Origin of the sequence: Flavobacterium subsaxonicum WB 4.1-42 = DSM 21790, from assembly GCF_000422725.1 — a bacterium.
GTDB classification, from domain to species: Bacteria; Bacteroidota; Bacteroidia; order Flavobacteriales; family Flavobacteriaceae; genus Flavobacterium; species Flavobacterium subsaxonicum.
Genome location: NZ_AUGP01000018.1, coordinates 335,611 through 359,311 on the forward strand (window position 1 = coordinate 335,611; position 23,701 = coordinate 359,311).

23 protein-coding genes are annotated in these 23,701 nt (G+C 40.7%); 9 read left to right on the forward strand and 14 right to left on the reverse strand.

Annotation, left to right across the window (positions count from 1 at the left end; all coding sequences use genetic code 11):
- Positions 1–60 precede the first annotated feature (60 nt).
- The 4 genes from G509_RS0107690 to G509_RS0107705 all read right to left on the reverse strand — a co-directional run bounded on the left by G509_RS0107690 (position 61) and on the right by G509_RS0107705 (position 6,441).
- On the reverse strand, positions 61–3,423 hold the full coding sequence (locus G509_RS0107690) for a fibronectin type III domain-containing protein (RefSeq protein ID WP_026990984.1): 3,363 nt from the start codon (positions 3,421–3,423) through the stop codon (positions 61–63).
- Between the two features lie 346 nt (positions 3,424–3,769).
- Positions 3,770–4,603 (reverse strand): SDR family NAD(P)-dependent oxidoreductase, encoded by an 834-nt coding sequence (locus G509_RS0107695; RefSeq protein WP_026990985.1) that lies wholly within the window; start codon positions 4,601–4,603, stop codon positions 3,770–3,772.
- Positions 4,604–4,622: 19 nt separating this feature from the next.
- Entirely contained in the window at positions 4,623–5,462 is an 840-nt protein-coding gene (locus G509_RS0107700) for an SDR family NAD(P)-dependent oxidoreductase (protein WP_026990986.1), read from the reverse strand.
- Between the two features lie 85 nt (positions 5,463–5,547).
- Complete coding sequence (locus tag G509_RS0107705; protein WP_026990987.1) at positions 5,548–6,441, reverse strand: helix-turn-helix domain-containing protein; 894 nt, start codon at positions 6,439–6,441, stop codon at positions 5,548–5,550.
- Between the two features lie 633 nt (positions 6,442–7,074).
- Between G509_RS0107705 and G509_RS0107710 the strand changes: the two genes are divergently transcribed.
- Both G509_RS0107710 and G509_RS0107715 read left to right on the forward strand, forming a co-directional pair.
- Positions 7,075–8,148 (forward strand): sensor histidine kinase, encoded by a 1,074-nt coding sequence (locus G509_RS0107710; RefSeq protein WP_026990988.1) that lies wholly within the window; start codon positions 7,075–7,077, stop codon positions 8,146–8,148.
- Positions 8,145–8,879 carry a LytR/AlgR family response regulator transcription factor gene (locus G509_RS0107715; protein ID WP_026990989.1) on the forward strand — a complete coding sequence of 245 codons (735 nt, stop codon included), beginning with the start codon at positions 8,145–8,147 and terminating at the stop codon, positions 8,877–8,879. Before G509_RS0107710 ends, G509_RS0107715 begins: the two co-directional genes overlap by 4 nt.
- Positions 8,880–8,985: 106 nt before the next feature.
- On the opposite strand, the gene lpxK is transcribed toward G509_RS0107715, so the two are convergent.
- Complete coding sequence (lpxK, locus tag G509_RS0107720; RefSeq protein ID WP_026990990.1) at positions 8,986–9,999, reverse strand: tetraacyldisaccharide 4'-kinase; 1,014 nt, start codon at positions 9,997–9,999, stop codon at positions 8,986–8,988.
- Positions 10,000–10,091: 92 nt separating this feature from the next.
- Positions 10,092–10,520, reverse strand: a complete 429-nt coding sequence (locus tag G509_RS21670; protein ID WP_051200049.1) for a hypothetical protein — start codon at positions 10,518–10,520, stop codon at positions 10,092–10,094.
- Positions 10,521–10,862: 342 nt separating this feature from the next.
- Here G509_RS21670 and G509_RS0107735 point away from each other — a divergent pair, with 342 nt between their 5' ends.
- The 3 genes from G509_RS0107735 (at position 10,863) to G509_RS0107745 (ending at position 12,915) form a co-directional block, all read left to right on the forward strand.
- Positions 10,863–11,090 (forward strand): hypothetical protein, encoded by a 228-nt coding sequence (locus G509_RS0107735; RefSeq protein ID WP_026990992.1) that lies wholly within the window; start codon positions 10,863–10,865, stop codon positions 11,088–11,090.
- A gap of 155 nt (positions 11,091–11,245) precedes the next feature.
- Positions 11,246–11,737 (forward strand): hypothetical protein, encoded by a 492-nt coding sequence (locus tag G509_RS0107740; protein WP_026990993.1) that lies wholly within the window; start codon positions 11,246–11,248, stop codon positions 11,735–11,737.
- Between the two features lie 83 nt (positions 11,738–11,820).
- Entirely contained in the window at positions 11,821–12,915 is a 1,095-nt protein-coding gene (locus G509_RS0107745) for a Nif3-like dinuclear metal center hexameric protein (protein ID WP_026990994.1), read from the forward strand.
- 4 nt (positions 12,916–12,919) lie between these two features.
- Here the strand turns inward: G509_RS0107745 and G509_RS0107750 are convergent, their stop codons facing one another.
- Positions 12,920–13,462 carry a DUF6584 family protein gene (locus G509_RS0107750; protein WP_026990995.1) on the reverse strand — a complete coding sequence of 181 codons (543 nt, stop codon included), beginning with the start codon at positions 13,460–13,462 and terminating at the stop codon, positions 12,920–12,922.
- A 186-nt stretch (positions 13,463–13,648) separates the two neighbouring features.
- Here G509_RS0107750 and G509_RS0107755 point away from each other — a divergent pair, with 186 nt between their 5' ends.
- From G509_RS0107755 to rluF, 3 genes are read left to right on the forward strand one after another with little or no spacing between them, the layout of a single operon-like run.
- Complete coding sequence (locus G509_RS0107755; protein ID WP_026990996.1) at positions 13,649–14,428, forward strand: zinc ribbon domain-containing protein; 780 nt, start codon at positions 13,649–13,651, stop codon at positions 14,426–14,428.
- A gap of 41 nt (positions 14,429–14,469) precedes the next feature.
- Positions 14,470–15,330, forward strand: coding sequence for an alpha/beta hydrolase (locus G509_RS0107760; protein WP_026990997.1), 861 nt, complete (start codon positions 14,470–14,472; stop codon positions 15,328–15,330).
- 13 nt (positions 15,331–15,343) lie between these two features.
- Positions 15,344–16,192, forward strand: a complete 849-nt coding sequence (gene rluF, locus G509_RS21675; protein WP_051200051.1) for a 23S rRNA pseudouridine(2604) synthase RluF — start codon at positions 15,344–15,346, stop codon at positions 16,190–16,192.
- 225 nt (positions 16,193–16,417) lie between these two features.
- Here the strand turns inward: rluF and gap are convergent, their stop codons facing one another.
- Positions 16,418–17,419: a type I glyceraldehyde-3-phosphate dehydrogenase gene (gene gap / locus G509_RS0107770; RefSeq protein WP_026990998.1), complete on the reverse strand. Its 1,002-nt coding sequence runs from the start codon at positions 17,417–17,419 to the stop codon at positions 16,418–16,420.
- A gap of 137 nt (positions 17,420–17,556) precedes the next feature.
- A complete protein-coding gene (gene lipA, locus G509_RS0107775) occupies positions 17,557–18,447 on the reverse strand; it encodes a lipoyl synthase (RefSeq protein WP_026990999.1) in 891 nt (296 codons plus the stop codon).
- 154 nt (positions 18,448–18,601) lie between these two features.
- Here lipA and G509_RS22810 point away from each other — a divergent pair, with 154 nt between their 5' ends.
- Positions 18,602–19,087: a protease complex subunit PrcB family protein gene (locus tag G509_RS22810; protein WP_051200053.1), complete on the forward strand. Its 486-nt coding sequence runs from the start codon at positions 18,602–18,604 to the stop codon at positions 19,085–19,087.
- Positions 19,088–19,115: 28 nt separating this feature from the next.
- On the opposite strand, the gene G509_RS0107785 is transcribed toward G509_RS22810, so the two are convergent.
- The 5 genes from G509_RS0107785 to G509_RS0107810 form a co-directional block, all read right to left on the reverse strand.
- The gene (locus tag G509_RS0107785; protein WP_026991000.1) at positions 19,116–19,958 is read right to left on the reverse strand and encodes an energy transducer TonB; all 843 of its coding nucleotides are present in this window, start codon (positions 19,956–19,958) and stop codon (positions 19,116–19,118) included.
- Between the two features lie 211 nt (positions 19,959–20,169).
- A complete protein-coding gene (locus G509_RS0107795) occupies positions 20,170–20,733 on the reverse strand; it encodes an RNA polymerase sigma factor (RefSeq protein ID WP_026991001.1) in 564 nt (187 codons plus the stop codon).
- Positions 20,724–21,833, reverse strand: a complete 1,110-nt coding sequence (locus G509_RS0107800) for a glycosyltransferase (RefSeq protein ID WP_026991002.1) — start codon at positions 21,831–21,833, stop codon at positions 20,724–20,726. Before G509_RS0107800 ends, G509_RS0107795 begins: the two co-directional genes overlap by 10 nt.
- Before the next feature lie 98 nt (positions 21,834–21,931).
- The gene (gene murB, locus G509_RS0107805) at positions 21,932–22,948 is read right to left on the reverse strand and encodes a UDP-N-acetylmuramate dehydrogenase (RefSeq protein ID WP_026991003.1); all 1,017 of its coding nucleotides are present in this window, start codon (positions 22,946–22,948) and stop codon (positions 21,932–21,934) included.
- A 47-nt stretch (positions 22,949–22,995) separates the two neighbouring features.
- Positions 22,996–23,667 carry a DUF2461 domain-containing protein gene (locus G509_RS0107810; RefSeq protein WP_026991004.1) on the reverse strand — a complete coding sequence of 224 codons (672 nt, stop codon included), beginning with the start codon at positions 23,665–23,667 and terminating at the stop codon, positions 22,996–22,998.
- Between the last annotated feature and the right edge of the window lie 34 nt (positions 23,668–23,701).

The window sequence follows — 23,701 nt, forward strand, 5'->3', positions numbered from 1 at the left end:
TATGGGGTTTGGCACCGAAACAATACACTTTGTTTAACTTATACTACTATGTTACAGGTGTTATTGTTTTATTATTTTAACCCTTTTGGTTGCATCGTTAGCATATACGTTTAGTAGGTATGCGCCCGCCTGCAGGTTTTCCAGGTTAATTGTGGTGTTGGTGCTGCCTATGTTTTGCTTAAGCACCAATTGGCCGGTAATGTTATAAACTTCTACGCTGTCTATAGCAGCAGCGTTATCAATAGTAATTATGTTTGATGTTGGGTTAGGATATACTTTCAGTTTGTTAAAAGTAACATCGCCTAAGCCAGTAGTGTCATCTTGGGTAGTAAACTCGGTAATTGTCCAGTCGCTCCATAGCGGTCCGCACTGCGTGCGTGTAAACACATAGTACGTAGTGTTAGGCTCTAAGTCGGCAAGATCAATAGTAAGTTCCGGGATAAATGTTCCTTCTGCCGGAGGGGTATTGGTAGTACCATAAGCATACTGGTAAACCGTTGCCGGTGTATTGCCTGTAGTTGGCGCCTGCCATTCGATAGTAGCTGTAGTAGTAGTTATATCGCTAATCACTACATTAGTAGTAACACCGCAAACATTCTCTTCTATGGCAATAGCATCTACATATAAATGCCCTTCTTCAGATGCACTATGCGCATTGAAACCAAGGTAGTACACACCACTCTCGGTTACATTAAAGTAATTAATAGCATTTGTTGCCGGTGTAGCACCTGTTACAATATGGTCACCTAACGGATCTGTTCCCACAAGGAAACCCGGATTAGGATTGGTAGCAATAGCCACTTTTAATTTCTCTGTAGTACCGGCACTGTTGTTACCAAAGGTGTACGATATTTTATAGTACGTACCCGCAGTTAACTGTACACCCTGTGTAAAGAACCATGCATCGGCAGTTTCATCGCTTGGATAATAGTGCAGTGCATTGTTGGTAAAACCACTTCCTGGATTGTTAGATGTTACCCATTCGTTACCGGTATCAGCGTCGCCAATAGTAGTACATGAAGGGATTGCAGGTACGGTAGCCGACTCAAAATCCTGGTAGTATGGCACAGTAGTAGCATCGCAGGCAGGGGTAGTAAAGCTAACATAGTCGCTCCAGTCGCCCATTAGCGGGCCGCACTGGCTCTTTAAGAACACATAGTAAGTTGTGCCCGGTAAAAGATCAATAAGGTTAGTGGTAAGTCCGTTTACGTACGGGCCACCATCAGGAAAGTTAATGTTGGTGCTGGTGCCTACAAAATAGCCAAAGCTTGTGTTTTCGGCAGGGGCAGCCCATGTAACGATAGCACCTGTCTGGGTAACGTTACTAATAGTAATATCCTGCGGGGTGCCGCAATCCCAAAGAGAGATAGTAACATCATCAATAAATAAAGTACCCTGAGATGCCGTACTGTTGGCATTAAAGCCAAAGTAGTAAATGCCATCTGTTGCAACGCTTATTGGGGCAGATGTAAACGTGGCTAAAGCGCCACCTGTAATAGCCGCCTGTCCGCCAACTGGTACAAGCACAGATGCTGCATTGGGGCTGGTGCCCATAGTAACCTGAAAGCTCTCTGTAGTAATGTTGCTGTTGTTACCGTACTTGTAGGTTATTTTGTAGTTAGTACCCGCTGTTAGCTGTATGCCCTGTGTAAACAGCCATGCATTTGCAGCAGCATCTGTACCTGTGTACTGAAGGGTTTTAGTTGTAAAGCCATTGCCTGGAGCATCGGCAGTTACCCATTGGTTGCCCGCTGTTGTACCCAGGGTAGTACACGTTGGCATGCCCGGCACGGTAGTCGATTCAAAATCCTGAGTGTAAGGTATGGTAGTGGTATCGCAAGATGGGGTTGTAAAAGTAGTGGTATACCACTCGCTCCATATCGGGCCGCAAAGTGTACGGTTAAATACATAATATGTAGTACCCGGTAGTAATCCTGAAAGGGTTGCTGTAGTACCCGGGTTAAAAGTACCTTCTGTAGGAAGGGTGTTTGTTGTGCCGTAAGCATACTGATAAACGCTTACCATTGGCAGGTTGCCTGTAGTTGGTGCTGCCCAGCTAACCGAAGCACCTGTTTGGGTTACGTTATTAATTACAATAGACGATGGCACGCCACATACCTGCGGCTCAATAACAAAATCGTCTATGGTTAAGTTACCGCCGTTTGCCGGAGTTGTAACATTAAAGCCAAAGTAATAAACACCCGATGTTGGTATGTTGAATAGTGTAACGTTATTGGTTTGCGGCGTACCGCCCGTAGCAGTGTGCGTTGCAAAGGTAGACGATACACTGGCCGGGTTAGGGCTGGTATTAAGCGTTACGGTAAAGTTTTCTGTACCTGTTGCGCTGTTGTTGCCATACTTGTAATACACCCTGTAATAAGTGCCTGCATTTATCTGGATGCCTTGCGTAAAGAACGATGCACCTGCAGCCGTAGTAGTGCCTGTGTATTGTAATGCGTTACTATCAAAACCATTGCCGGGAGCTGCAACTGTAGCCCACTGGCTGCCTGTTGTTATAGCTGCTACCGATGTACAGGCAGGCAGGGCAGGTGTGGTAACGTTTTCAAAATCTAAAGCATACGGTATGGTTGCTACATCGCAGCTTGGGGTAGTAAACGATGTGGTTACCCAGTCGCCATACACGTTGCTGCCGCATACACTTCTTACATAAACATAATAAGTTGTGCCCGGAGTTAACGTTGTGTTGGTTTGTGTTGTAGAAAATACAGCCGTGCCCGTTGCAGGCGGTGTAGCCGATGTATTTAAAGCATACTGGTAAAACCCAAGCGGTGTAACATTGCCACCTGTAGCTGCTGCCCAGTTAATGCTGGCGCCGGTTTGCGTAATGCTGCTTACCGCTAAGTTTTGAACAATACCACATGATGTAGGTTCAATTTTAAAATCGTCTATATACATAGCGCCCTGGTTGGCTGCGCTTAGTGCGCTAAAACCAAAGTAATACACTCCTGTAGTGGGTACGGTAAAATAGCTAAAGCTTGCGTTGTGTAAAACACCGTCAGAAAACGTGGTTGTAACCGTTACAGGTGTTGCAGCTTCTGCTGTAGCTGCCGTGCCATACGTAAACAAAAAACTCTCTGTACCGCCGCCGCTGTTGGCGTACTTGTAAGTTATTCTGTAAGGTGTGCCTCCCGTAAGGTTAATACCGCGGGTATAGAATTTTGAATTGGCATCAAGTGTACCGCCGGTATATTTTAAGGCTTTACCAGAAAACCCTTCTATCGGGTTATTATCATTCTGCCAGAAATTTGGCGAACCTTCCGATGAAGATACGGTGCAATCGGGTACAAAAAGTCCCGACTCAAAGTCAAGGTAATAAGGCGGATCGGTTGGGCCGCACTCCTGTGCGTTACCGGTAAAGGCAACAAACAGGGCAAGGAAAAGTAGTGTAGTAAATTTTTTCATTCAACAATAATTTTTAAAAGTGATTTTGGTAGTTATTCATAGATAAATAACAAGCGGCAACATTACATAAAAATTGTGTAATAAATTTTTAATATGTTGATTTAGTGGAGAATAAATAGTGACACGATGCGATAATTTTGGCGACACCCCTCTTTTAAATCATTGATTTTTATGTGAATACAATTCAGTTGGTTTAAATTGAATTTATGAATTTATAAACATTATTTTTCTTACAAATACGCATTCTGAACTACATTTATTTTGGTTAATGTAATTTGCACTGAAAATGTAAAAAAAGCCCTAAGTACAAGTACTCAGGGCTTTTTAGGTATTGGGCAGTTAGAATTTAAAAATCGGTAGCGGTGCTAACACCTTTCCAGGCATTTATCTCGGCAGAAAGGTCGGCTATTTTCTGTGTGGCCAGTCCAACGGCATCAGTACCTAAAAATAAATGTAATGGTGGGTTAGGAGCCTCAGCAACCTTAATAATTTCGGCTACGCCTTTAGCAGGATCGCCCGGCTGGTTGCCATTTATTTGCTCGTCGTGTAGTTTTTGAGATTCACGAACCGATGCATATGCATCTATAGGATTTTTAGGTGCTGCTATAGATCCGGAATCCAGGAAGCTGGTTCTAAAGTAGCCCGGCATAACAAGGGTAACATTTACATTAAATGGTTTGGCTTCTACAGCTAAGGCTTCGGTTAAACCATTTACGGCAAACTTAGTGGCACAGTAAATTCCAAAACCCGGAAAGCCACCCACAAAACCGCCAATAGACGAGATGTTAAAAATGTGACCCGACTTCTGTTCGCGCAAGTGCGGCATAGCCTGGCGGATAACGTTAAGCGTACCAAATACGTTTACCTCAAAATTTTGGCGCGACTCGGCATCGCTTAGTTCTTCAAGGCCGCCAAACAGGCCGTACCCCGCATTGTTTACTACATTATCCAGTTTGCCAAATTTAGCAATGGTGGCTTGTATAGCTGTGGCAACACTTTGCTCGCTGCTTAGGTTAACTTCTAACGGAAGTAAGTTAGGGTGTGTTCCGGCTGCTTTTTCAAGGTCGGCAATGCTGCGCGATGTTGCTGCTACGTTATGGCCTTTGGCCAGTAATTGTTCTACAAATTGTAACCCGAAGCCTTTTGAGGCACCGGTTATAAACCAGGTTGTTGTTGACATAATAAAATATAATTGATTGTTAGTAATCTGTTGAGGTAGTAATTTCTTTAAGCGATTCTATTTCTTTGGTAAGGCTTTCAATTTTTGCCATAGCCCTTTTGTAGGCATCGGTACCTAAAAATAAGTGTACGGGAGGGTTGGGGTTAAAACCGGTTGCTATCATTGCGGCAGCGGCTTTTTCGGGGTCGCCGGCCTGGTTGCCATCCATAGTTAGGTATTTGGCGTGCGATGCCCTTATAGCCTCATAATCGGCAATAGGATTTTTTGGGAGAACCAATGAGTCATCGGTTAAAAAGCTGGTGCGAAAAGCGCCGGGAGCTACAACCGTGGCGGTAATGCCAAAGGCTTTAACATCGTCTGCCAAAACCTCGGTAAGGCCTACAACGGCAAATTTGGTAGCGGCATAAGGTGCCCAGCCGGTTGCTGCCGAAAATCCTGCAATAGAGGCTATATTAATAATGTGCCCGCTGCGTTGCGTTCTCATAAAAGGTAATGCATGGCGAATGGTGTTTACGGTACCAAACACATTAACATCAAACGATGTGCGAAGTTCCTGGTCTGATACTTCTTCCAGGCTGCCGCCAATGCCATAGCCGGCGTTATTGATAAGCACATCCAGGCTGCCAAAGGTTTCGTGGGTTTTGGCAATAGCCTCTTGTACCGATGTATCGCTGCCAAGATTGGTTTGCAGGGGTAAAAAGTTAAGATTGGTGCTGCCTACAGCTTTAGTAAGGTCGTTAAGATTGCGAGACGTTGCTGCAACCTTTTGTCCGGCCTGCAACAGCTGTTTTACAATTGCAAGCCCTAAACCTTTAGATGCCCCGGTTACAAACCAGGTTTTTTGAATTTGATTTTGCATAACGTGTACTGTTTTTTGTATGGTACAAAGTTATGGCAGTAGTGTGGGCGGTTAATTACGCCATTCAAACTAATGATTGCGTAAATCAAACATTTCTAAATGTAGATGGTGTTTTGGCGGTAAACTTCTTGAAAAAGTTATTAAAATGCGCAGCCTCCTCAAAACCAAGGCTGTTGCTAATTTCGGCAATATTCCAGTCGGTGTGCTTAAGCAGGGCTTTGGCTTCGGCCACAAGGCGCTCGCTTATAAGAGCTGTAGTGGTTTTGCCTGTGGTATTTTTAATGGCGCGGTTAAGATGGTTAACGTGTACCGACAGGTTCTCTGCAAAATCAGCGGCAGAGCGCATGGTAAAACGCTGTACCGGTGTTTCTATAGGGAACTGCCTTTCAAGCAACTCGTTAAACACGGCAGTAATGCGCGAGTTTGCATTAGGGTGGTTGTATAGGTTAACAGCAGCCTCTGTTTTTAATGCTAAGTGAATAAGCTCGTTAAGATAACTGTGCAGCAGGTCGTACTTAAATGTGTAATCAGAGTTTATTTCGGTAATCATCTTTTCAAAAAGTGCTGCTACAGCTGCTTCCTGCTCGTTATTTAGCTTGTACGATGGATCGCCGCCAATGGCAAACATGGGCAGGTCGGCCAGGTTAGTGCGCGATTTATCGGTAAAAAAAGCCGGCGTGAATATGCAAAAGTAACCTTTACTTTCGTCGCTAAGAGGTTCCCACGTGTAGGGTACCTGCGGGTTAAAGAAAATAAGGGCAGTGCCCGGTATCTCGATACTTTTATCGGCATAATGGTAGCGGTTGCCACCATTAATAAGCGCAACCTTATAAAAATCGCGGCGTGCATAGCGCACCGGCGCATTGTGCAGGCAGTCTTCTATCCTAAAAACATTAAAGTGGCCTACACCTGCATTAATGTTTTGCGGTGGGGCTTGTACTTTCTCGTCGTAAAAATTCTGAAGCGTTTGCGTTTCCATGAGTAATGCGTTGTAAAATTCAAACAAATTTAGTTTATGTGTTTTTTAAAAACAAGCATTTTACAAAATACCTTATGTATAGGAGTGTTTATGTAAGTAACGATGCGTTATGTGTGTAAGAATTTAAGAATTACCATTCATCCTCAAAAAACAACCATTCGTCATATATTTTATTTGGGTAATTAATTATTGTAATACTTTTGATTCAACAAATAACCAACCAACCAATCTAAAACAAATTAATTATGGTAACTGTATTCGTTTATGTTGTTAAGCTTGTTGTATCTGCAATAACCTTATTATTATTTTAAGCACGCCGTTAGCACGTTAAGTCATCAATCATCAATCAAGATCCGAATCATTAAAAATGTACAATCACAATTTAATACTGTAGTAGTTTAACGCTTTATTCCTGGATAGCCTATCGGGGCTTTTGCTAAGTTTTAGTATTGCCCTGGTATGCTTATCATAAGTAAATACATTATAGTAACAATATCAATCATCAATCAAAATTGGCATACAAGGTTGCCGGTCCGGATTCATCACCCCAAAAGCAACAAAATAAATTTGCGTACTTATTTGAGTTAGTGCGTGCCGGGCAATACTTATGTTGCCCGGTTTTTTTACAATTATATGAAGTTAATAAATAAACCGAAATACATTTTTTTTAGTGCCCTGGGCTTTGTGCTCTACGTGGTTTTTACGCTGTCTTTAGATAAGATATCGATTAAACTAAGCATGCCCGATGAACCTATGCGCCTAAAAATAGTTAAATACTTTATATTGGAAGGTTTAGCCTGCGGGTTTTTAGCCTGGGCACTCTCTTTTATTATATTGTTTTTTTACGAAAAATGGATCGATTTCTCCGATCTTAAAAAACGATCGGTTTATAAAATGGTACTTGTTTTTAGTCTGACCCAGGTGCTGTACAGTTTTTTAATATGGCCTATATTATATGCGCTATACTTTTACTACATGGGTAATGATTTCGAATTTACCTTTGTGCAAAAGCTAACCAATGTGCCTTATTTTACGGTTATATTTTTAATATGGATATTTAGTGTTACCTCCTATAAAGTATTTAATTATATTAATTTAGTAAAAGTTAACCAGCTGCAATTGGAGTCTAACCTTAGAGAGTCGCAGCTTAATACGCTTAAAGGGCAAATAAACCCACACTTTATGTTTAACAGCCTTAATAATATTAGGGGACTGATTTTAGAAGATGCCACCCGCGCCCGCGACATGATTACCCGCCTTAGCGAAATGCTGCGTTACAGCCTTACCAAGAACGATGTTAACACGATATCTATTAAAGAAGAGCTGCAAACGGTAGATAATTATATTGAGATATCTAAAATTCAGTTTGAAGAGCGCCTTACGTTTTCTATTGCCGTAAGCCCAGAAGTGCTTAGTGTTTGTATTCCGCCCATGATCATTCAGATGCTGGTAGAAAATGCTGTTAAGCATGGTATTGGCAAAATTAAAGAAGGTGGGGCTATAAACCTTAGGGTGCAAAAAGCCAATGGCGAGCTTATTATTATGGTTCAGAATTCCGGCAGCCTTTCTTACATAGAAGGCACTACGAGGCTGGGACTTGAGAATATTAAAAAAAGGCTGAGCCTTATATATGGCAATAAAGCAGGCTTTACCCTGCAGGAAAGTAATAATTTTGTTGAAGCAAAAATTAGTATACCAGTAGTATGAGCAGTATAAAGGTTATTATAGTAGAAGATTCGCGCCTGGCCCGTAATGAGCTTAAGGAGCTTATTAAAAACCATGTGGAGCTGGAGGTTATTGGCGAAGCCGAAAATGTTGACACTGCCTACCAGATGATTACAGAAATGCGCCCTGACCTTATTTTTCTGGACATTAACATGCCCGAAAAAGATGGTTTTGAGCTGTTGGAAATGCTGGAAGATGTGCCGGTTACCGTATTTACAACGGCTTTTGATGAGTATGCTATAAAATCGTTCGAATATAATGCGCTTGATTATCTGCTTAAACCCATTAACCAGAACCGCTTTGCCGACGCGGTAGAGAAGGTTAAAACCAAACTGGCTGGCAGTAACACCGCACGCGAAGCTACTGTTATTGAATATTTAAACGAGAACAGCCAGATTTTTATTAAAGATGGCGAAAAGTGCTGGCTGGTAAAAATAGGCGAGGTGTTTTTGTTTGAAATTGTGGGCAATTACACCCGCGTGTATTTTAAAGACTGCAAGCCGCTTATATATAAATCGCTTAACCAGATCGAAGAGCGCCTGCCACAGCACTTATTTTTTAGGGCTAACAGGCAGCAGGTTGTCAATCTGCAATATATTAAAAGTGTCGATAACTGGTTTAACGGCAAGCTTAAAGCTACTATGAACAACGGTAGCGAAGTAGAAATATCAAGGCGCCAGTCGGCTTTATTTAAAGAGATGCTGAGTCTTTAATGAAGTCGTAAAGTCGTAAAGTTTTAAAGTCGAAGGTCATAAAGTTTTAAAGTCGGAAGTCCGGTGTTGGGATAAATGTGGTTTAACTGAAAACTGCGACTGAAAACTAAAAACTGGTCTTAACAAACTCCAGTATCGTAGCATCAAAAACATCGGCGTTAGCCAGAAAGCGGCTTTTAATGGGCAGGTAAAAAAGCTTATCTTGGGGTAGTTTGCCTTCAAGGCGCATATAATCTTTTTCGGTTGTAACTATAATTTTACTTTGGGCCAGGGTTTTTAGCTCCTCAATTTCGGCTGCTGTAAAATCATGGTGGTCGGCATACTCCTTAATAGTGTCGTTACTTCCTTTTAAGTAATTAAAAAATGGCTGAGGTTTTGCAATACCTGCCACCAGTATTTTCTCCTGAGTTTTAATGTTGCTAACCATTAAGCTCGTAGTGCTGTTGTGTACAGCGCTATCATATTCTATAGAGGTAAAATATACTTTTTGCCCCGGTTGCGGCTTTAGTTTATTTATTATGCTGTTTTGAGCCTGTATAGATAGGTCTGGCGGACACTTAGTAACAATTATAGCGCCTGCTCTTTCAGCTCCGCTACGGCTCTCTCTTAGGTTGCCGGCAGGCAATATATAGTCATCGGCATAAATATCGCCATATGCAGTAAGTAAAATATAAAAACCGGCTTTAACGCGGCGGTGCTGGTAGGCATCATCCAATAAAATAACATCGGGATTGGTTTTGCTTAAAAGTTGTTCAATACCATTTTTTCTGTCGGCATCTACCGCTACAGAAATGGTGCTAAATTTAGAGTAAAACTGGTAGGGTTCGTCGCCCAAAATATCTGCATTGCTATCCGAACCGGCTAAAACAAAACCTTTAGATTTTCTTTTATAACCGCGGCTCAGCGTTGCTATTTTGTACTTATCGGCTAAAAGCCTGATCAAATATTCTGTTTGAGGGGTTTTGCCGGTTCCGCCCGTGCTTAAATTGCCAATAGCAATTATAGGCAGGGGGAAGGCATACGATTTAAAAATACCATTATTATACAACAGATTTCTTAAAGCTGTTATAAGCCAGTAAATTATAGAAAAGGGCAGGAGTAGTTTTCGTAGAAAAGACATAAGGCAAAAATATCATTTTCCGGGAGATGTTGCGTGTTTTAAACAAAAAAAATGCCCTGTACTACAGGGCATTTAAAGCTTATAAAAACTTATTATTGTTTTGTAAATACAGTAACGTAGTTTACAGTTACACCACTTTCGGTATAAGAAGATTTAATTTTTAACTCAGTGTTAGATAGCGTTTCAATTGTAACAGTCTCTGCATCTGTACCGATACCTGTAGTTAGTGTGTTACCATCTTTAACGTAAGTTTCGTTGTAAATTGTATCTGCAACGCAACCTGTAGGGTATTCTACATCAAAGTATTTTCCGTCAGCAGTAAATTCAACGTAATCTTTGTTGCATCCTTCGGTATGCTCGTAATCTAATAACATTTCCTGGCCCTGTGCGCTAACGCCATCTTTAGAGTAAGCCCATTTGCCTACGATAGATGCGCTTGTTGAGTTGTTGTCGTCGTCTCCACATGATGTTAGCATTGCAACTGCAGCAAATACACCAAGTAATAATTTTGCGTTTTTCATTTTGTTGATTGAAATAAGTTAGGTGGCGCAAACGTATAATAATTTTTTAGATAAAAAAAGGCAAATCAAGCAATTTGTTAACGTTTTAATAATATTTGTATTTAAGTTTATGATAAAAATTAAACTAATAGTTGTTTTTTGGTTATATTATTTAATGTTAGATGCTTTCTGTCTTACTTTTATTTATGAATGGTTTGTATATTATGCTTAATAATTAAAGTTTAATCTTACATGATGCTTTTTTTTAAATAAATATTTCTTTTTTTAAGAAAATATTTGGATAATCAGCATATTTTTTATTTTTTTGTCGCATCACAAATCAATTAACACCTTTTAACAACAATGAAAAAAATTATTTTATCAATGGCTCTTTTAGCCGGAATGACAATTGTAGCATGTTCTAACGATGACGACAAAAAATCTACAACTTCTGGTTGTGTAACATGCGATTCATATTCTATGAATGGTACTACAATTCCTGAATTTGAACTTTGCAGGGATGATTTCGAAACACAGGCACAATATGATTCAGCTGTACAGGCTGGTAACATGTTAACAGATTGTAATTAATTTGCTATTGTCTAAAAATTAGAGCCGCCCTTTATGGGCGGTTTTTATTTTTATAGTAGTATATGCAACAATATTTGCAAAGTTTTAACGGAAACATTTGGATATGAACCGCCTTTTTTCTTTTTTTGCTGTGTCGCAAATAAAAAACTGCAAACATGAAAAAACTTATACTATCTATAGCGCTTTTAGCCGGGCTAACTTTTGTTGCCTGTGAGGATGATAACGAAGAAATTATTGTTGCTTACGTTGGCTGCCAGATATGCGAAATTCCTGATTCTCCTGCGGGTGCAGCACCATCTACTGTAGAAGAGGTGGATTATGAGGTTTGCGTAGATGCCGAAGGGTATGCGTATGTAGACAATCAAAAAACGCCTCTGGATGCCGCTCGTTATTTCTCATTATTTTGTGCTAAAGCTTACGTAGCACCGGGCGAAACTCCAGAGCCGGGTACAACGCCGGGCGAAGGCGGTGGTGTTACCACAACATGTGTTGATTGTTCTTCGTATACCGTTCAGGGTGTTACAGTGCCAGCTGCAGAAATTTGCAAAGGCGAAAACGGTAATGCTTACCTAATGGGTGTTGATACCGGTATGGGTTACGATATGTATATAACTGCTTACGAAATGACAGGTTCTGATTGCCAATAATAACGTCAGACTTTTAATAATACTTGAACTGCCTCTTTTAGGGGCAGTTTTTTTATTACTAAATTTGAGTTACAAATACTATTATGAAAATTAAAGATATTATTGCAGTGCTGGAGCAAATGGCACCATTGGGCTATGCTGAAGATTTTGATAACGTTGGCCTGCTTACCGGCAATGCCAATGCGCAGGCTACGGGTGTACTGGTGTGCCATGATGCGCTGGAGGCTGTAGTTGATGAGGCTATTGCTACCGGTTGTAATATGGTGGTGTGTTTTCATCCAATACTATTTAGCGGGTTAAAAAAAATTACAGGTAAAAACTACGTAGAGCGCGCGGTAATAAAAGCTATTAAAAAAGATGTGGCTCTTTATGCGGTGCATACGGCCTTAGATAATCATAGTAACGGTGTAAATAAAATATTTTGCGATGCCCTGGGGCTAACCAATACTAAAATACTGGTGCCTAAAGAAGGGTTTATTAAAAAGCTGGTAACCTTTACCACGCCAGATAATCATTTACCGTTGCGCAATGCGCTGTTTAATGCCGGGGCGGGCAGTATTGGTAATTATAACAACTGCAGTTTTAACAGCCACGGAATTGGTACCTACAGCGGTAACGAATTTAGCAATCCAACAATTGGCGAGCGCGGCGAATTTACCGAGACTGCCGAAATTAAAATTGAGGTTACTTTTGAGAAGCCTCTTGAAGGTAAAATACTCAAAGCACTTTTTAATAACCATATATATGAGGAGGTGGCTTACGAAGTTTACAGCCTGCAAAACCAGCATCAAAACATTGGGCTGGGCATGGTGGGCGAACTTGCTGAACCGATGGCTGAGGTCGACTTCCTTCATTTCGTAAAAGATAAAATGGATGCGCAGGGCATTAGGCATAGTGCATATACGGGTAAACCAATAAAAAAAGTTGCAGTATTAGGCGGGTCGGGTAGTTTTGCAATTAAAAATGCCATTGCAGCAGGCGCCGATGCATTTTTAACGGCCGACTTAAAATACCACCAGTTCTATGAAGCGGAAGATAAATTATTGCTTGCCGACATCGGCCATTTTGAGAGCGAACGCTACACTCAAAATTATATGGCAGGTTTTTTATCTGATAGAATTAACGATGTAAACATTGTGCTATCTCAAATAGATACCAATCCGGTTAAGTATTTATAGAGAATTATTTAAATAAAAAGTTCCATATAATACTAACGCCGTTTGCAAATCCTAATAAAATTGATATTATAATAAATATAACAATTGCAATAATTAGTTTCTCGGTTATATTTTGCCTTAATGTATATTTGCCTTTGGGTAGGCTTTTTGTTTTAAAATGTTTTCGGGTATAAGTAGGTACTGTGCCCACTTTACTTTTGCTATTAATTTCCAAAGCTTCTATTTTGTGTTGGGCATAAACAGGCAATTTCGATTTGTCTCCTCTAAAAACCAGTTCTTTTAATATTTGGTTACCCGAATAATTTACAGATTTTTCGTAAATTTCTACACATTTTTTAATTCGTTCTTCTGTTGGTTCGGCTAATATCCAATACTTACCGGCGGCATCTAAAAAGCCACTTTCATAATAGAGTTCGGCCAGCTTGTACCAGATTATTAGCTCATCAGGATAATGACCCTGTAAATTGCGTAGTCTGTCTGCGGCTCTTTGTTTAAGTCCTTTGGCTATTTCGATATCAATAATATCAAGCTTATTTTGTAAATCCATTAAAGGTGATGGTTGGATATTGGTTTGTAAATTTATAAAATTATATAACTAATGTATGTGCTATTTTGTCTACTTTAAAACTCTGTTATATAAAATAATATTTAGTTGATTATCTTACGAAAAAAATCCCTAATTTTGCAATCATTTTACAGGAAAGAATACAAATCCAGTTAAGTACATATATCTATGGCGAATATCAAGGAACTAAGTGTTGAAGACAAATTAAGGGCACTTTATGATTTACAGTTAATTGATTCAAGAATTGATGAAATCAGAAATGTGAGGGGCGAACTTCCGCTTGAGGTGGAAGACCTTGAAGATGAAGTTGCAGGATTGAGCACAAGGCTTGAAAAACTTAAAGCCGACCTTGAGTCTATCGAAGAGCAGATTAAAGATAAAAAAGCTGCTATTATAGACCACACAGCTGCTATTAAAAAATATACTGAGCAACAAAAAAATGTGCGCAATAACCGCGAATTCAACTCGCTTACTAAAGAGGTTGAGTTCCAGGAGCTGGAAATACAACTTGCAGAAAAGCACATTAAAGAAATGAAGGCATCAATAGAGTTTAAAAAAGACACTATTGCGCAAAGCCAGGAAAAGCTGGATGCTAAAAGCAACCACCTTGGCCACAAAAAATCAGAGTTAGACGCTATTATGTCTGAAACTCAAAAAGAAGAAACGTTTCTTGCAGAGAAATCTGCTGAGTATCAGGCTCAGATCGAAGAGAGGCTTCTTGCTGCTTACAACAGAATTAGGAATAGTGTTCGTAACGGCCTTGCTGTAGTATCTATAGAAAGGGGTGCATCTGCAGGTTCTTTCTTTACAATACCACCGCAAACCCAAATGGAAATTGCCGCGCGTAAAAAAATTATTACCGATGAGCACAGCGGAAGGATACTGGTAGATAGTTCTCTTGCCGATGAGGAAAAAGAAAAAATGGAGCAATTATTTGCTAAAATATAATACTGAGCCTCCTTAACCGGAGGCTTTTTTTATTAACCGCCATGCAGAGACTGTTTACTTATATCCTTGCTAAGTTAATAGGATTGTACATTAACATACTCAGTTATACATCGCCACAAAAGGCCCTTAGGCTTGCTTATAAATATTTTAGCAACCCAAGAGAGGGCAGGCTTTTAAAAGACAGCCTTCCGTCTGTGCTTAAAGAGGCCCAGGCCGGTATAGTTACCCATAACGATTTTATTTTCCAGACCTACACCTGGAAAGGTAACGATACTAAGGTGCTTTTAGTTCATGGCTGGGAGAGCAATGCCGCACGCTGGAAACTTTTTATTACCTACCTTAAAAAGGCCGGCTGTACCATTATAGCATTAGATGCCCCGGCACACGGGCTATCGTCGGGTACCGAATTCAACATCCCGCAGTACGCCGAGTTTATAGATATTATTGTGCAGAGAGAAAGGCCACAATATATGGTAGGGCACTCTTTAGGCGGTGCTACGGCACTGTACTACCAATCGCATTACCCTAATACCATTTTACAAAAATTAGTTATTATGGGGGCCCCGTGCGATTTTAATTCAATACTACACAACTACATTGGCCTGCTTAGCCTTAACAGTAATGTGTTTTTGTTACTCAAAAAACATTTTTTTGATCATTTTAAAATTAAGACTGAAGAATTTTCAGGCAGCCTTTTTGCTGCTAAAATTAAAATTAAGGGTTTAATTGCCCACGATCGTAACGATAAAACGGTGGCGTTTAAAGAGGGTAAAAAAATAGCATCGGCATGGCCAAAGGCAGAGTTTGTAGAAACAAAGGGTTTGGGGCATAGCATGCACGATGATAAACTTTACACTAAGATCTATTCGTTTTTATTTGATTCTGATTCTGCCGATAAATAAGTAACTTTGCAGTATGGAAGAAGAATTAAAACGCCTTAATAAATTTATATCTGAAACGGGCTATTGCTCTCGCAGGGAAGCCGACCGACTTATAGAGGAAGGCCGCGTTACCCTTAACGGTGTTGTGCCAGAGATGGGCACTAAAGTTACTCCAAGTGATGAGGTGCGTATAGACGGCAAGCTGATTACCGAGAAAAAGGGCAGGCATACCTATCTTGCCTTTAATAAGCCTGTGGGTATAGAGTGTACCACAAACCTGGAGGTGCACAACAATATTGTAGATTATATAAATTACCCTAAGCGCATCTTTCCAATAGGCAGGCTTGATAAAGCCAGTGAGGGCCTTATATTTATGACGGATGACGGCGATATTGTAAACAAAATACTCCGCGCCCGCAACAACCACGAAAAAGAATATATTGTTACCGTTAACCGCCCAATAACCGACAGGTTTATACAGCGTATGGGCAGCGGTGTGCCTATTTTAGATACCGTTACCCGTAAATGCCATGTAGAGCAGGTTAGTAAATACATTTTTAAAATTATACTTACCCAGGGGCTTAACCGCCAGATTAGGCGCATGTGCGAATATTTGAGTTACGATGTTACCGCGCTTAAGCGTACCCGTATTATAAACATATCGTTAGATGTACCGGTGGGCCGCTACCGCGAACTTAGCCCTGCTGAAATTGATGAGCTTAATACTTTAATTGAGCCTTCCAGTAAAACCGAAGAAGCAAGTTTACCAAAGCCTGAAGCAAAACCCGAATCTAAAAATAACGACAGGATAATAAGGCCGGGCAACCCCGCAAGCCGTCCGGGTAGCCCCGGTAGCAGGAATAATTTTAGGAGGAGGGAATAAAAAGTAGGCAGTCGCAGTGCTCAGTAGACAGTTTCATCTGTAATGTGTTATATTTTATATATCACATCGGAATCCCGGCAAGATATTGAAAGGAATTACTAATTAATAAGTAGTGTTTGGCCAAATAGCATGGCACTAAGCTTGTCGAAACTATTTGACCTTACATTTATTTTATTGTATTCGGACTTTAATAATTTGTGAAATTAGTGTAATTAGTGTCGAAAACTATCGCTCCAAATACAAAATCAAGTCGATTATTCTTGACGAATATCCAATTTCGTTATCATACCACCCAACAACTTTTACCATTTTATCTATAACCGATGTTAGCTGTGCATCAAACAGGCACGAGTTGCGGTTTCCTATCACGTCTACGCTAACAATAGGGTCTTCGGTATAGGCAAGTATGCCTTTAAGCGGGCCATCGGCAGCAGCCTTAAAAGCGGTGTTAATCTCTTCTATGCTTACTTCGCGTTTTACGTAGCAGGTAATATCGGTCAGCGATCCGTCGGGCACGGGTACCCTTATACCGCCACCACCAATTTTACCAATAAATTCAGGAAAAATACGGGTTAGTGCTTTTGCTGCGCCTGTTGTGGTAGGCACAATAGATTGCGATGCTGCACGTGCCCTGCGTAGGTCTTTATGCGGTTGGTCGTGCAGGCTTTGGTCGGTTGTGTAAGAGTGTACGGTTGTAATATACGCTTGCTCAATACCGCACAGCTCATTAATAATTTTCATCATCGGCGCAGCATTATTGGTAGTGCAGCTTGCGTTAGATACTACTGTCTCGGTACCATTTAAAATAGCTTCGTTAACCCCTAAAACCACAGTTTTAATGCGGTCGTCTTCGGGCGGGGCAGAAAGTATAACCTTTTTAGCGCCTGCCTCCAGGTGTTGGTTAACCTCTTCGAGCATTTTGTATTTGCCGGTAGCTTCTACCACAATATCAATATCAAAAGCTGCCCAATTGCAGTCGGCTATTTTTTTATGACGAAGGTAGGGGTAGGTAATGCCGTTGATAATGATGGCATCATCGGTATGCGAAACATCATAAGGCAAAACGCCGTGTATGCTGTCGTATTTTATCAGATGCGCCATAGTGCGGGCATCGGCAATATCGTTTATTGCGGCCACCTCTATAGCCGAGTGGTTTATCAAAAGCCTGAAAAGGTTTCGGCCTATGCGACCGAAACCGTTAATGGCTATTTTTGTTTTTTGTGACATTTTATTTAGCTGTAACGCTGTTTACGTTTGTCATTCTAAATTTATCTACTAAGATTCTTCGATTCCACTGCCCTGCGTTCAGAATAACAGACTGTGTAGTTGCAACTTTGAACTTTAAAACCTTAAACTTAAACTTTTTAAAGAATATGTTTCTGTGCTTTGTAAGATGAACGTACTAAAGCACCGCTTTCTACGTGTTTAAAGCCCATTTCAAGGCCAATGGTCTCGTATTTTTTAAACTGGTCAGGCGTTATAAACTCTTTAACCGGCAGGTGTTTTTTGCTTGGCTGCAGGTACTGGCCAATGGTAAGCACATCGAGCTTAACATTTTTAAGGTCTTCCATAGTTTGCAGTACTTCGGCTTCGGTTTCGCCAAGGCCAAGCATAAGGCCTGTTTTGGTACGGTTAATGCCCGATTGTTTAAGGTAGTTTAGCACTTCAAGGCTGCGTTCGTATTTTGCCTGGATGCGTACCTCGCGTGTAAGCCTTTTAACGGTTTCCATGTTGTGCGAAACCACTTCGGGTGCAACAGCAACAATACGGTCAAGGTGGCGCTCAATACCCTGAAAATCGGGTATAAGTGTTTCAAGGGTAGTGGTAGGGTTCATCCTGCGGATGGCCTTAACAGTCTCTCCCCAAATAATAGAGCCCATATCTTTTAAATCGTCGCGGTCTACACTGGTAATAACGGCATGTTTAATGCCCATTATTTTAATAGAACGGGCTACTTTTTCAGGTTCATCCCAGTCAACCGTTTCCGGCCTTCCGGTCTTAACGCCACAAAATCCGCAAGAGCGTGTACAAACGTTACCCAGTATCATAAAGGTAGCGGTACCCTCGCCCCAGCATTCGCCCATATTAGGGCAACTGCCCGATGTGCAAATAGTATTAAGCTTGTATTTATCTACAAGCCCGCGCAATTCTGTATATTTTTGGCCGGTAGGTAATTTTACCCTTAGCCATTTAGGTTTTTGTGTAAGCAGGCCGTTAGCAGCAACAGGCCTTAATGTATCTAATACAGTTTCCATAGAGTAAAAACTTTAGAGTGCAAAGATAATGTTATTTTGTGTATTAGCTGCTATATATGCCTTTGTGTATTTTATTGCGGTGGATTACAAATATATTGTTTGATGTTAATTTTTTTCTTACATTGTAGCTGCTAATCAGCTAATAATTAACGCTATGAAAAAAATTACATTTATTGCCCTTTTTGTTATTTCGTTTGCCGCATGCGAAAACGACGACGCTACACCGGTTACAAACACCGAGCCTTCGACCATTGTGTTTGAAGAAATTTTTAAATTTGATTTTGCCGGAGAGGATGATATGGCCGGAACTTATGTTGTAAATGATGCCGTTGCATGGCAAAATTTAAAGGACAACCTTAATGCACCTTATGTTAATAATCCCGAAACAGGCGAAGACACTAATATGCTGGATACTGCTACTATCGACTTTACTGCCTTTACGCTTTTAGCTGTGGTAGACGAGATGCACACAAGCGGCGGGTTTGATATTAATGTTACTGATGTTGTTGAGGCCGATGGTACTGTTACCGTAACGGTAGAAACAACATCTCAGGGACCCGGCGAGGCTACAACTGTAATGACGCAGCCCTATCACATTGTAAAAATACCCAAAACAACCTTACCGGTTGTATTTGAATAGAAAGAGGCTCCAATTGGAGCCTTTCATGTTATTTTAAGTTTACTGTTATTGGCAGGTTGTAAGCTGTTCTAACCGCTACACCTTTTTTCTTACCGGCTGCCCATCTGGTTTTAATGGTATTTAAAACCCTGATGGCCTCTTTACCCATACAGTTGCAAGGGTCGCGCAGTACTTTAATATTGGTCATAGAGCCGTCTTTTTCTACCACAAACGATACGTATACTTTCAATGCGGTATCGCTATCGGTATCCGGGGTGCGGAATCTGTTTCCTACCTCTTTGTAAAATTCTTTTATCCCGCCCGGATATTCTGGCATAACATCTACAAAATTCTCAATAGCATCGCCGCTGCCGGTATTGGTTGTAACGGCTGTACCGGTTCCGCCCGGTGTACCGCCCGGAACGCCATTAATTATGCTACCACCCGGTGTACCCTCGGTAGTGGTTGTGCCCGGGTTAGAAGCCAATACCTCGGTCATTGTAGGAAGATCGGGCACCGGGTCTGACGTTGCTACAAATGCCGTGTGCTGTATTGTAGGCGTAGCAGATGGTGGGGCAGCTGCAGCTGGTGCCGGTTTTTCTACAAGTGGCTCCGGTTTTTGCTTCTCAAGTACAGGGGGTTTAAAATCATCTACTTTTATTATCAGTCCGCCATTATCCGGTGTAACAGCTGCTACTTCTTCTACAGGGCTAAAATAGTTTATAACTGTTGGTATGCTAACAAGGGCAACCATGAGGCCTATGCCCGAGAATAGTGCTAACATTGTGGTTTTAGAGTCCTGACGGCGCAGTTGGTAGGCTCCGTACTCCTGGTTACGGCCTTCGAATACTAAGTCGATCCATGCGTAATTAAAAACGTTTACTTTAGACATAATGTTGGTGATTTTTGGTTTGTAAATCTCTATATCACTACAACGTTTTAGAAGGCGCGCATAGTATACAAAAATCTATAAATTTTTACAGAATTTTTATTTGCGAAGGTTTGATAAACAAAGGGTTTGCGTGGTTTTTTAACCAAAGTAAGGGCTTTAGGTTATTTTATAACGAAAAAGATAAAATTTGCGTATGCAGAGGGAGTAAAACCTATTTTTTCGTAATAATTTCTAAAAGCAATTTTTTTGCCCTAAGCAGCTTAACCTTTACATTATTTAAAGGTTCGCCAAGCTGGGTGGCAATTTCCTGATAGCTTAGTTCCTGAAAGTAGCGCAACTGGATTACTTCCTGATATTGCGGCTTGAGGTGTTTAATGCACTCTAAAAGGCGCGAAAGGTTCTGCTCCTTAATAAGGTTGTCTTCGGCAGTAGGAGAACTATCGGCTACATTATAGGCACGCCTGTCTTCTTCATCGGTAATTTCTATAAATAACGAGGAGCGCTTTTTGCGAAGCAAATCAATATGTACATTCTTCGCAATAGCAATAAGCCAGGTATTAAAGGCGTATTCCGGATTGTAAGTGGCAATCCTGTCAAACGCTTTAGAAAAAGTTTCTATAACAATATCTTCGCTGTCGGTCTCGTTTTGGGTGCGCTTTAGCATAAAGCCGTAAACCTCATTCCAAAAAAAATCTAATAAAAAAGTAAAGGCAACCTGGTCGCCCGTTTTTGCCTTTTCTATATTTTTTTGAATGTTTTGCGAGTTTATTTCCAATGCGTGGGTTTAGAGAATAAATTGGTAAAGTTTACATACAGTTGTGTGAAGATAAGAATAATTTCTATAACCGGGTACCAGTATACCGCATCTTTTTCGTGTAAACGTGCCGCGCTTTGTGCCATGGTTACCCAGCCTGCAATGTAACGTACTATAATTACCGGTACTAAAAACATCCAGTTAAACTGAAGTGCCGCAAGTACTATAGCTAATACTATAAAGCTTAATTGCGACAGGTAAAACGCTTTTATCTGTAACTGGTCGGCCGATTTGAAAAAACTCGCCGTAAAGGTTTTTTTCCTCTTTTCTTTTACCCACTCTTTAAACGATTTTCTGCTTTCACGATACGTAAAGCTTTCCGGGGTGTAGCAAATGGACGTGTTTTTATTAGTAGCTACCTCGTTAATAAATAATGAGTCTTCGCCCATGTGTACCTTAATATGGTTAATGTAGCCATTAACTTTAAAAAACTCGTCTTTTTTATAGGCCAGGTTGCGGCCATTGCCGTTAAAAGGCTTACCGGCCCTTGCCCATGCAAAATACTGGGTGGCGGTTAGCACACTATCATAACGTATGATCTTGTTTAAAAACGAATTTTTCTTTTTCTCATACGCTGCATAGCCCAGTACAATGGTTTTGCTCATGGTAAATTGAGACGACATGTGGGCTATCCACTCGGTCGAATTGGGCATGCATTTAGCATCTATAAACAGCAGGTAATCTTTTCGGGCTGCTTTAATGCCAAGGGTAAGCGCATATTTTTTACTGCCCCAAAAAGCTTCGTTATTTTCTACTTTTACAAGGCGTACAAGGTTAGGGTATTGCTTTTCGAATTCCTCAAAAATATCAAGCGTATCATCGCTGGATGCGTTGTCTATAAGCACCAGCTCAAAATCAGGATAATTTTGTGCAGCAAGTAATGGGATTAGTTGCTTTATATTCTCGGCATCGTTCTTGGCACATACAATTACCGATACCGGCAACCTTTTGGTAGTAATGCTTAACGGCTTTGCAAAAGCAAATTTGCCGTAAACCCCCAAATAATAAACCATTTGCAGTACTACAACCCCGATAAATACATAAAAAATAATGTTAAGCATATAGGCTTTTTAATTTTTGCGCAAAATTAGGTAAAAGTGTTCAGTGGTTGGTATGCGGTATTCAGTTTTTTAGAAACTTATTTTTGACTTAACAAACACTATATTATATTAACCTCTGCTTCTATGGCAATGCCAAAAGTATCGCGCACCGTTTTTTGTATATTTTTAGAAAGGTCCAGCAGCTCCTGCCCGGTAGCATTGCCATAATTGACCAATACCAAGGCTTGCTTAGCATGCACGCCGGCATCGCCAAAGCGTTTGCCTTTAAAACCGCATTGCTCTATAAGCCAGCCGGCCGGTACTTTTACATAAGTATCGTCTAACGTATAATGCGGCATTTGCGGATGCAAGATATATACTCTTTCGAAATCTTGTATAGTAATAATTGGGTTTTTAAAAAAACTACCGCTGTTACCCAGTTCTTTAGGGTCGGGTAATTTACTTTGCCTAATGGCGGTAACCGCATCGCTAACCTCTTTAATGGTAGGGGGCAGGGTAACGCCTTTGCGGGTAAGCTCGGCGGCAATATCGCCGTAAGAAGTGTTTACGGTATGGTTGGTTTTGGTAAGCCCGAAAGTAACCGATGTAATTATGTATTTGTCTTTAAGCTTTCCTTTAAAGATGCTTTCGCGATAGCCAAATTCGCAATCTTCTTTTGTAAAGGTTATGAGTTGCTGAGTGGCAATATCCATAGCTTCGCAGCTAATCATGGTATCTTTAATTTCGGTGCCATAAGCACCAATATTCTGGATAGGGGTAGTGCCCACATTGCCCGGAATAAGCGACAGGTTTTCCAGTCCGCCAAAATTATGTTCAATGCAATGTTGTACAAACTCGTGCCAGTTTTCGCCGGCCATAGCTTTAACGTGTACCGTTTCGTTATCCTGCCAAACCACTTCTTTACCTTTAAGGTCTACGTGAATAACCAATGCATTTATATCCTGCGTAAGCAGCATATTACTGCCGCCGCCCAATATAAATAGTTTTTTGCTTTGATTTTCTTTTAATACTTCGGCAAGCTCCTGGGTGGTGTGTACCGAAACAAACTCTTTAGCAAAAACACTAATGCCAAATGTATTGTAATTTTTAAGAGGGTAATGGGTAAGGATTTCCATAAAACAAGCAAAAGTTAATTGTTGCTGCAAAAATACGCTTTTAAGCTTTATTCGGTAGTAAGGGCGCGGTTTAAAAATTCTACAAGCGGTTGCGCTACCAATAGTTTTTTGGTGGTATCTTTTATAAAGGTTTTGCTGGTAAGGTCTTTCGTGGTAAGTTTAGTAACCGCCAAAAAGCTTTTAAGCTTTAAAAATTCTATAGCCGGATGGTTTTTATCAAAATCTTTAGGCGATGTTTTTAGGGTGTTGTCGTTATTACTTTCCAGTTTGCCGAAAAGCTTTTTAAATTCAGGCTCGGCTACAATTTGCTCCAGTTCTTCGTAAAAGCCATCTATTTCGCGGCGCACTTTTTTAAGGTCGGCCGCATCCGGAAAGTACAAACCTGCCGCAGCAAAGGCAGCGCCATTTTCTATATGCACATAATATCCGGCAAGGTTGGTGTTTTTTTTACCCTCGCACATCCAGATACCCATGTGGGTTTTATAAGGCGTTTTATCTTTGCTAAACCTTATGTCGCGATTAATACGGTAGGAGCAATCTTTAAATTCCAGCTGCTCCAGTGTGTCGTCAAACGGTTTTATTTCATCAAGAAAGGCTTCAACAGTTTCTCTGTAATCAGTTTTATAAAGTTCGTAACGGTCCTGATTGGATTGGAACCAATCGCGGTTATTATTGTTTTTAAGGTCTTCAAGAAACTGAAGGGTAGTGGTTGTTATCATAGATTAAAGATAATTATGAATTTCAAATTACGAA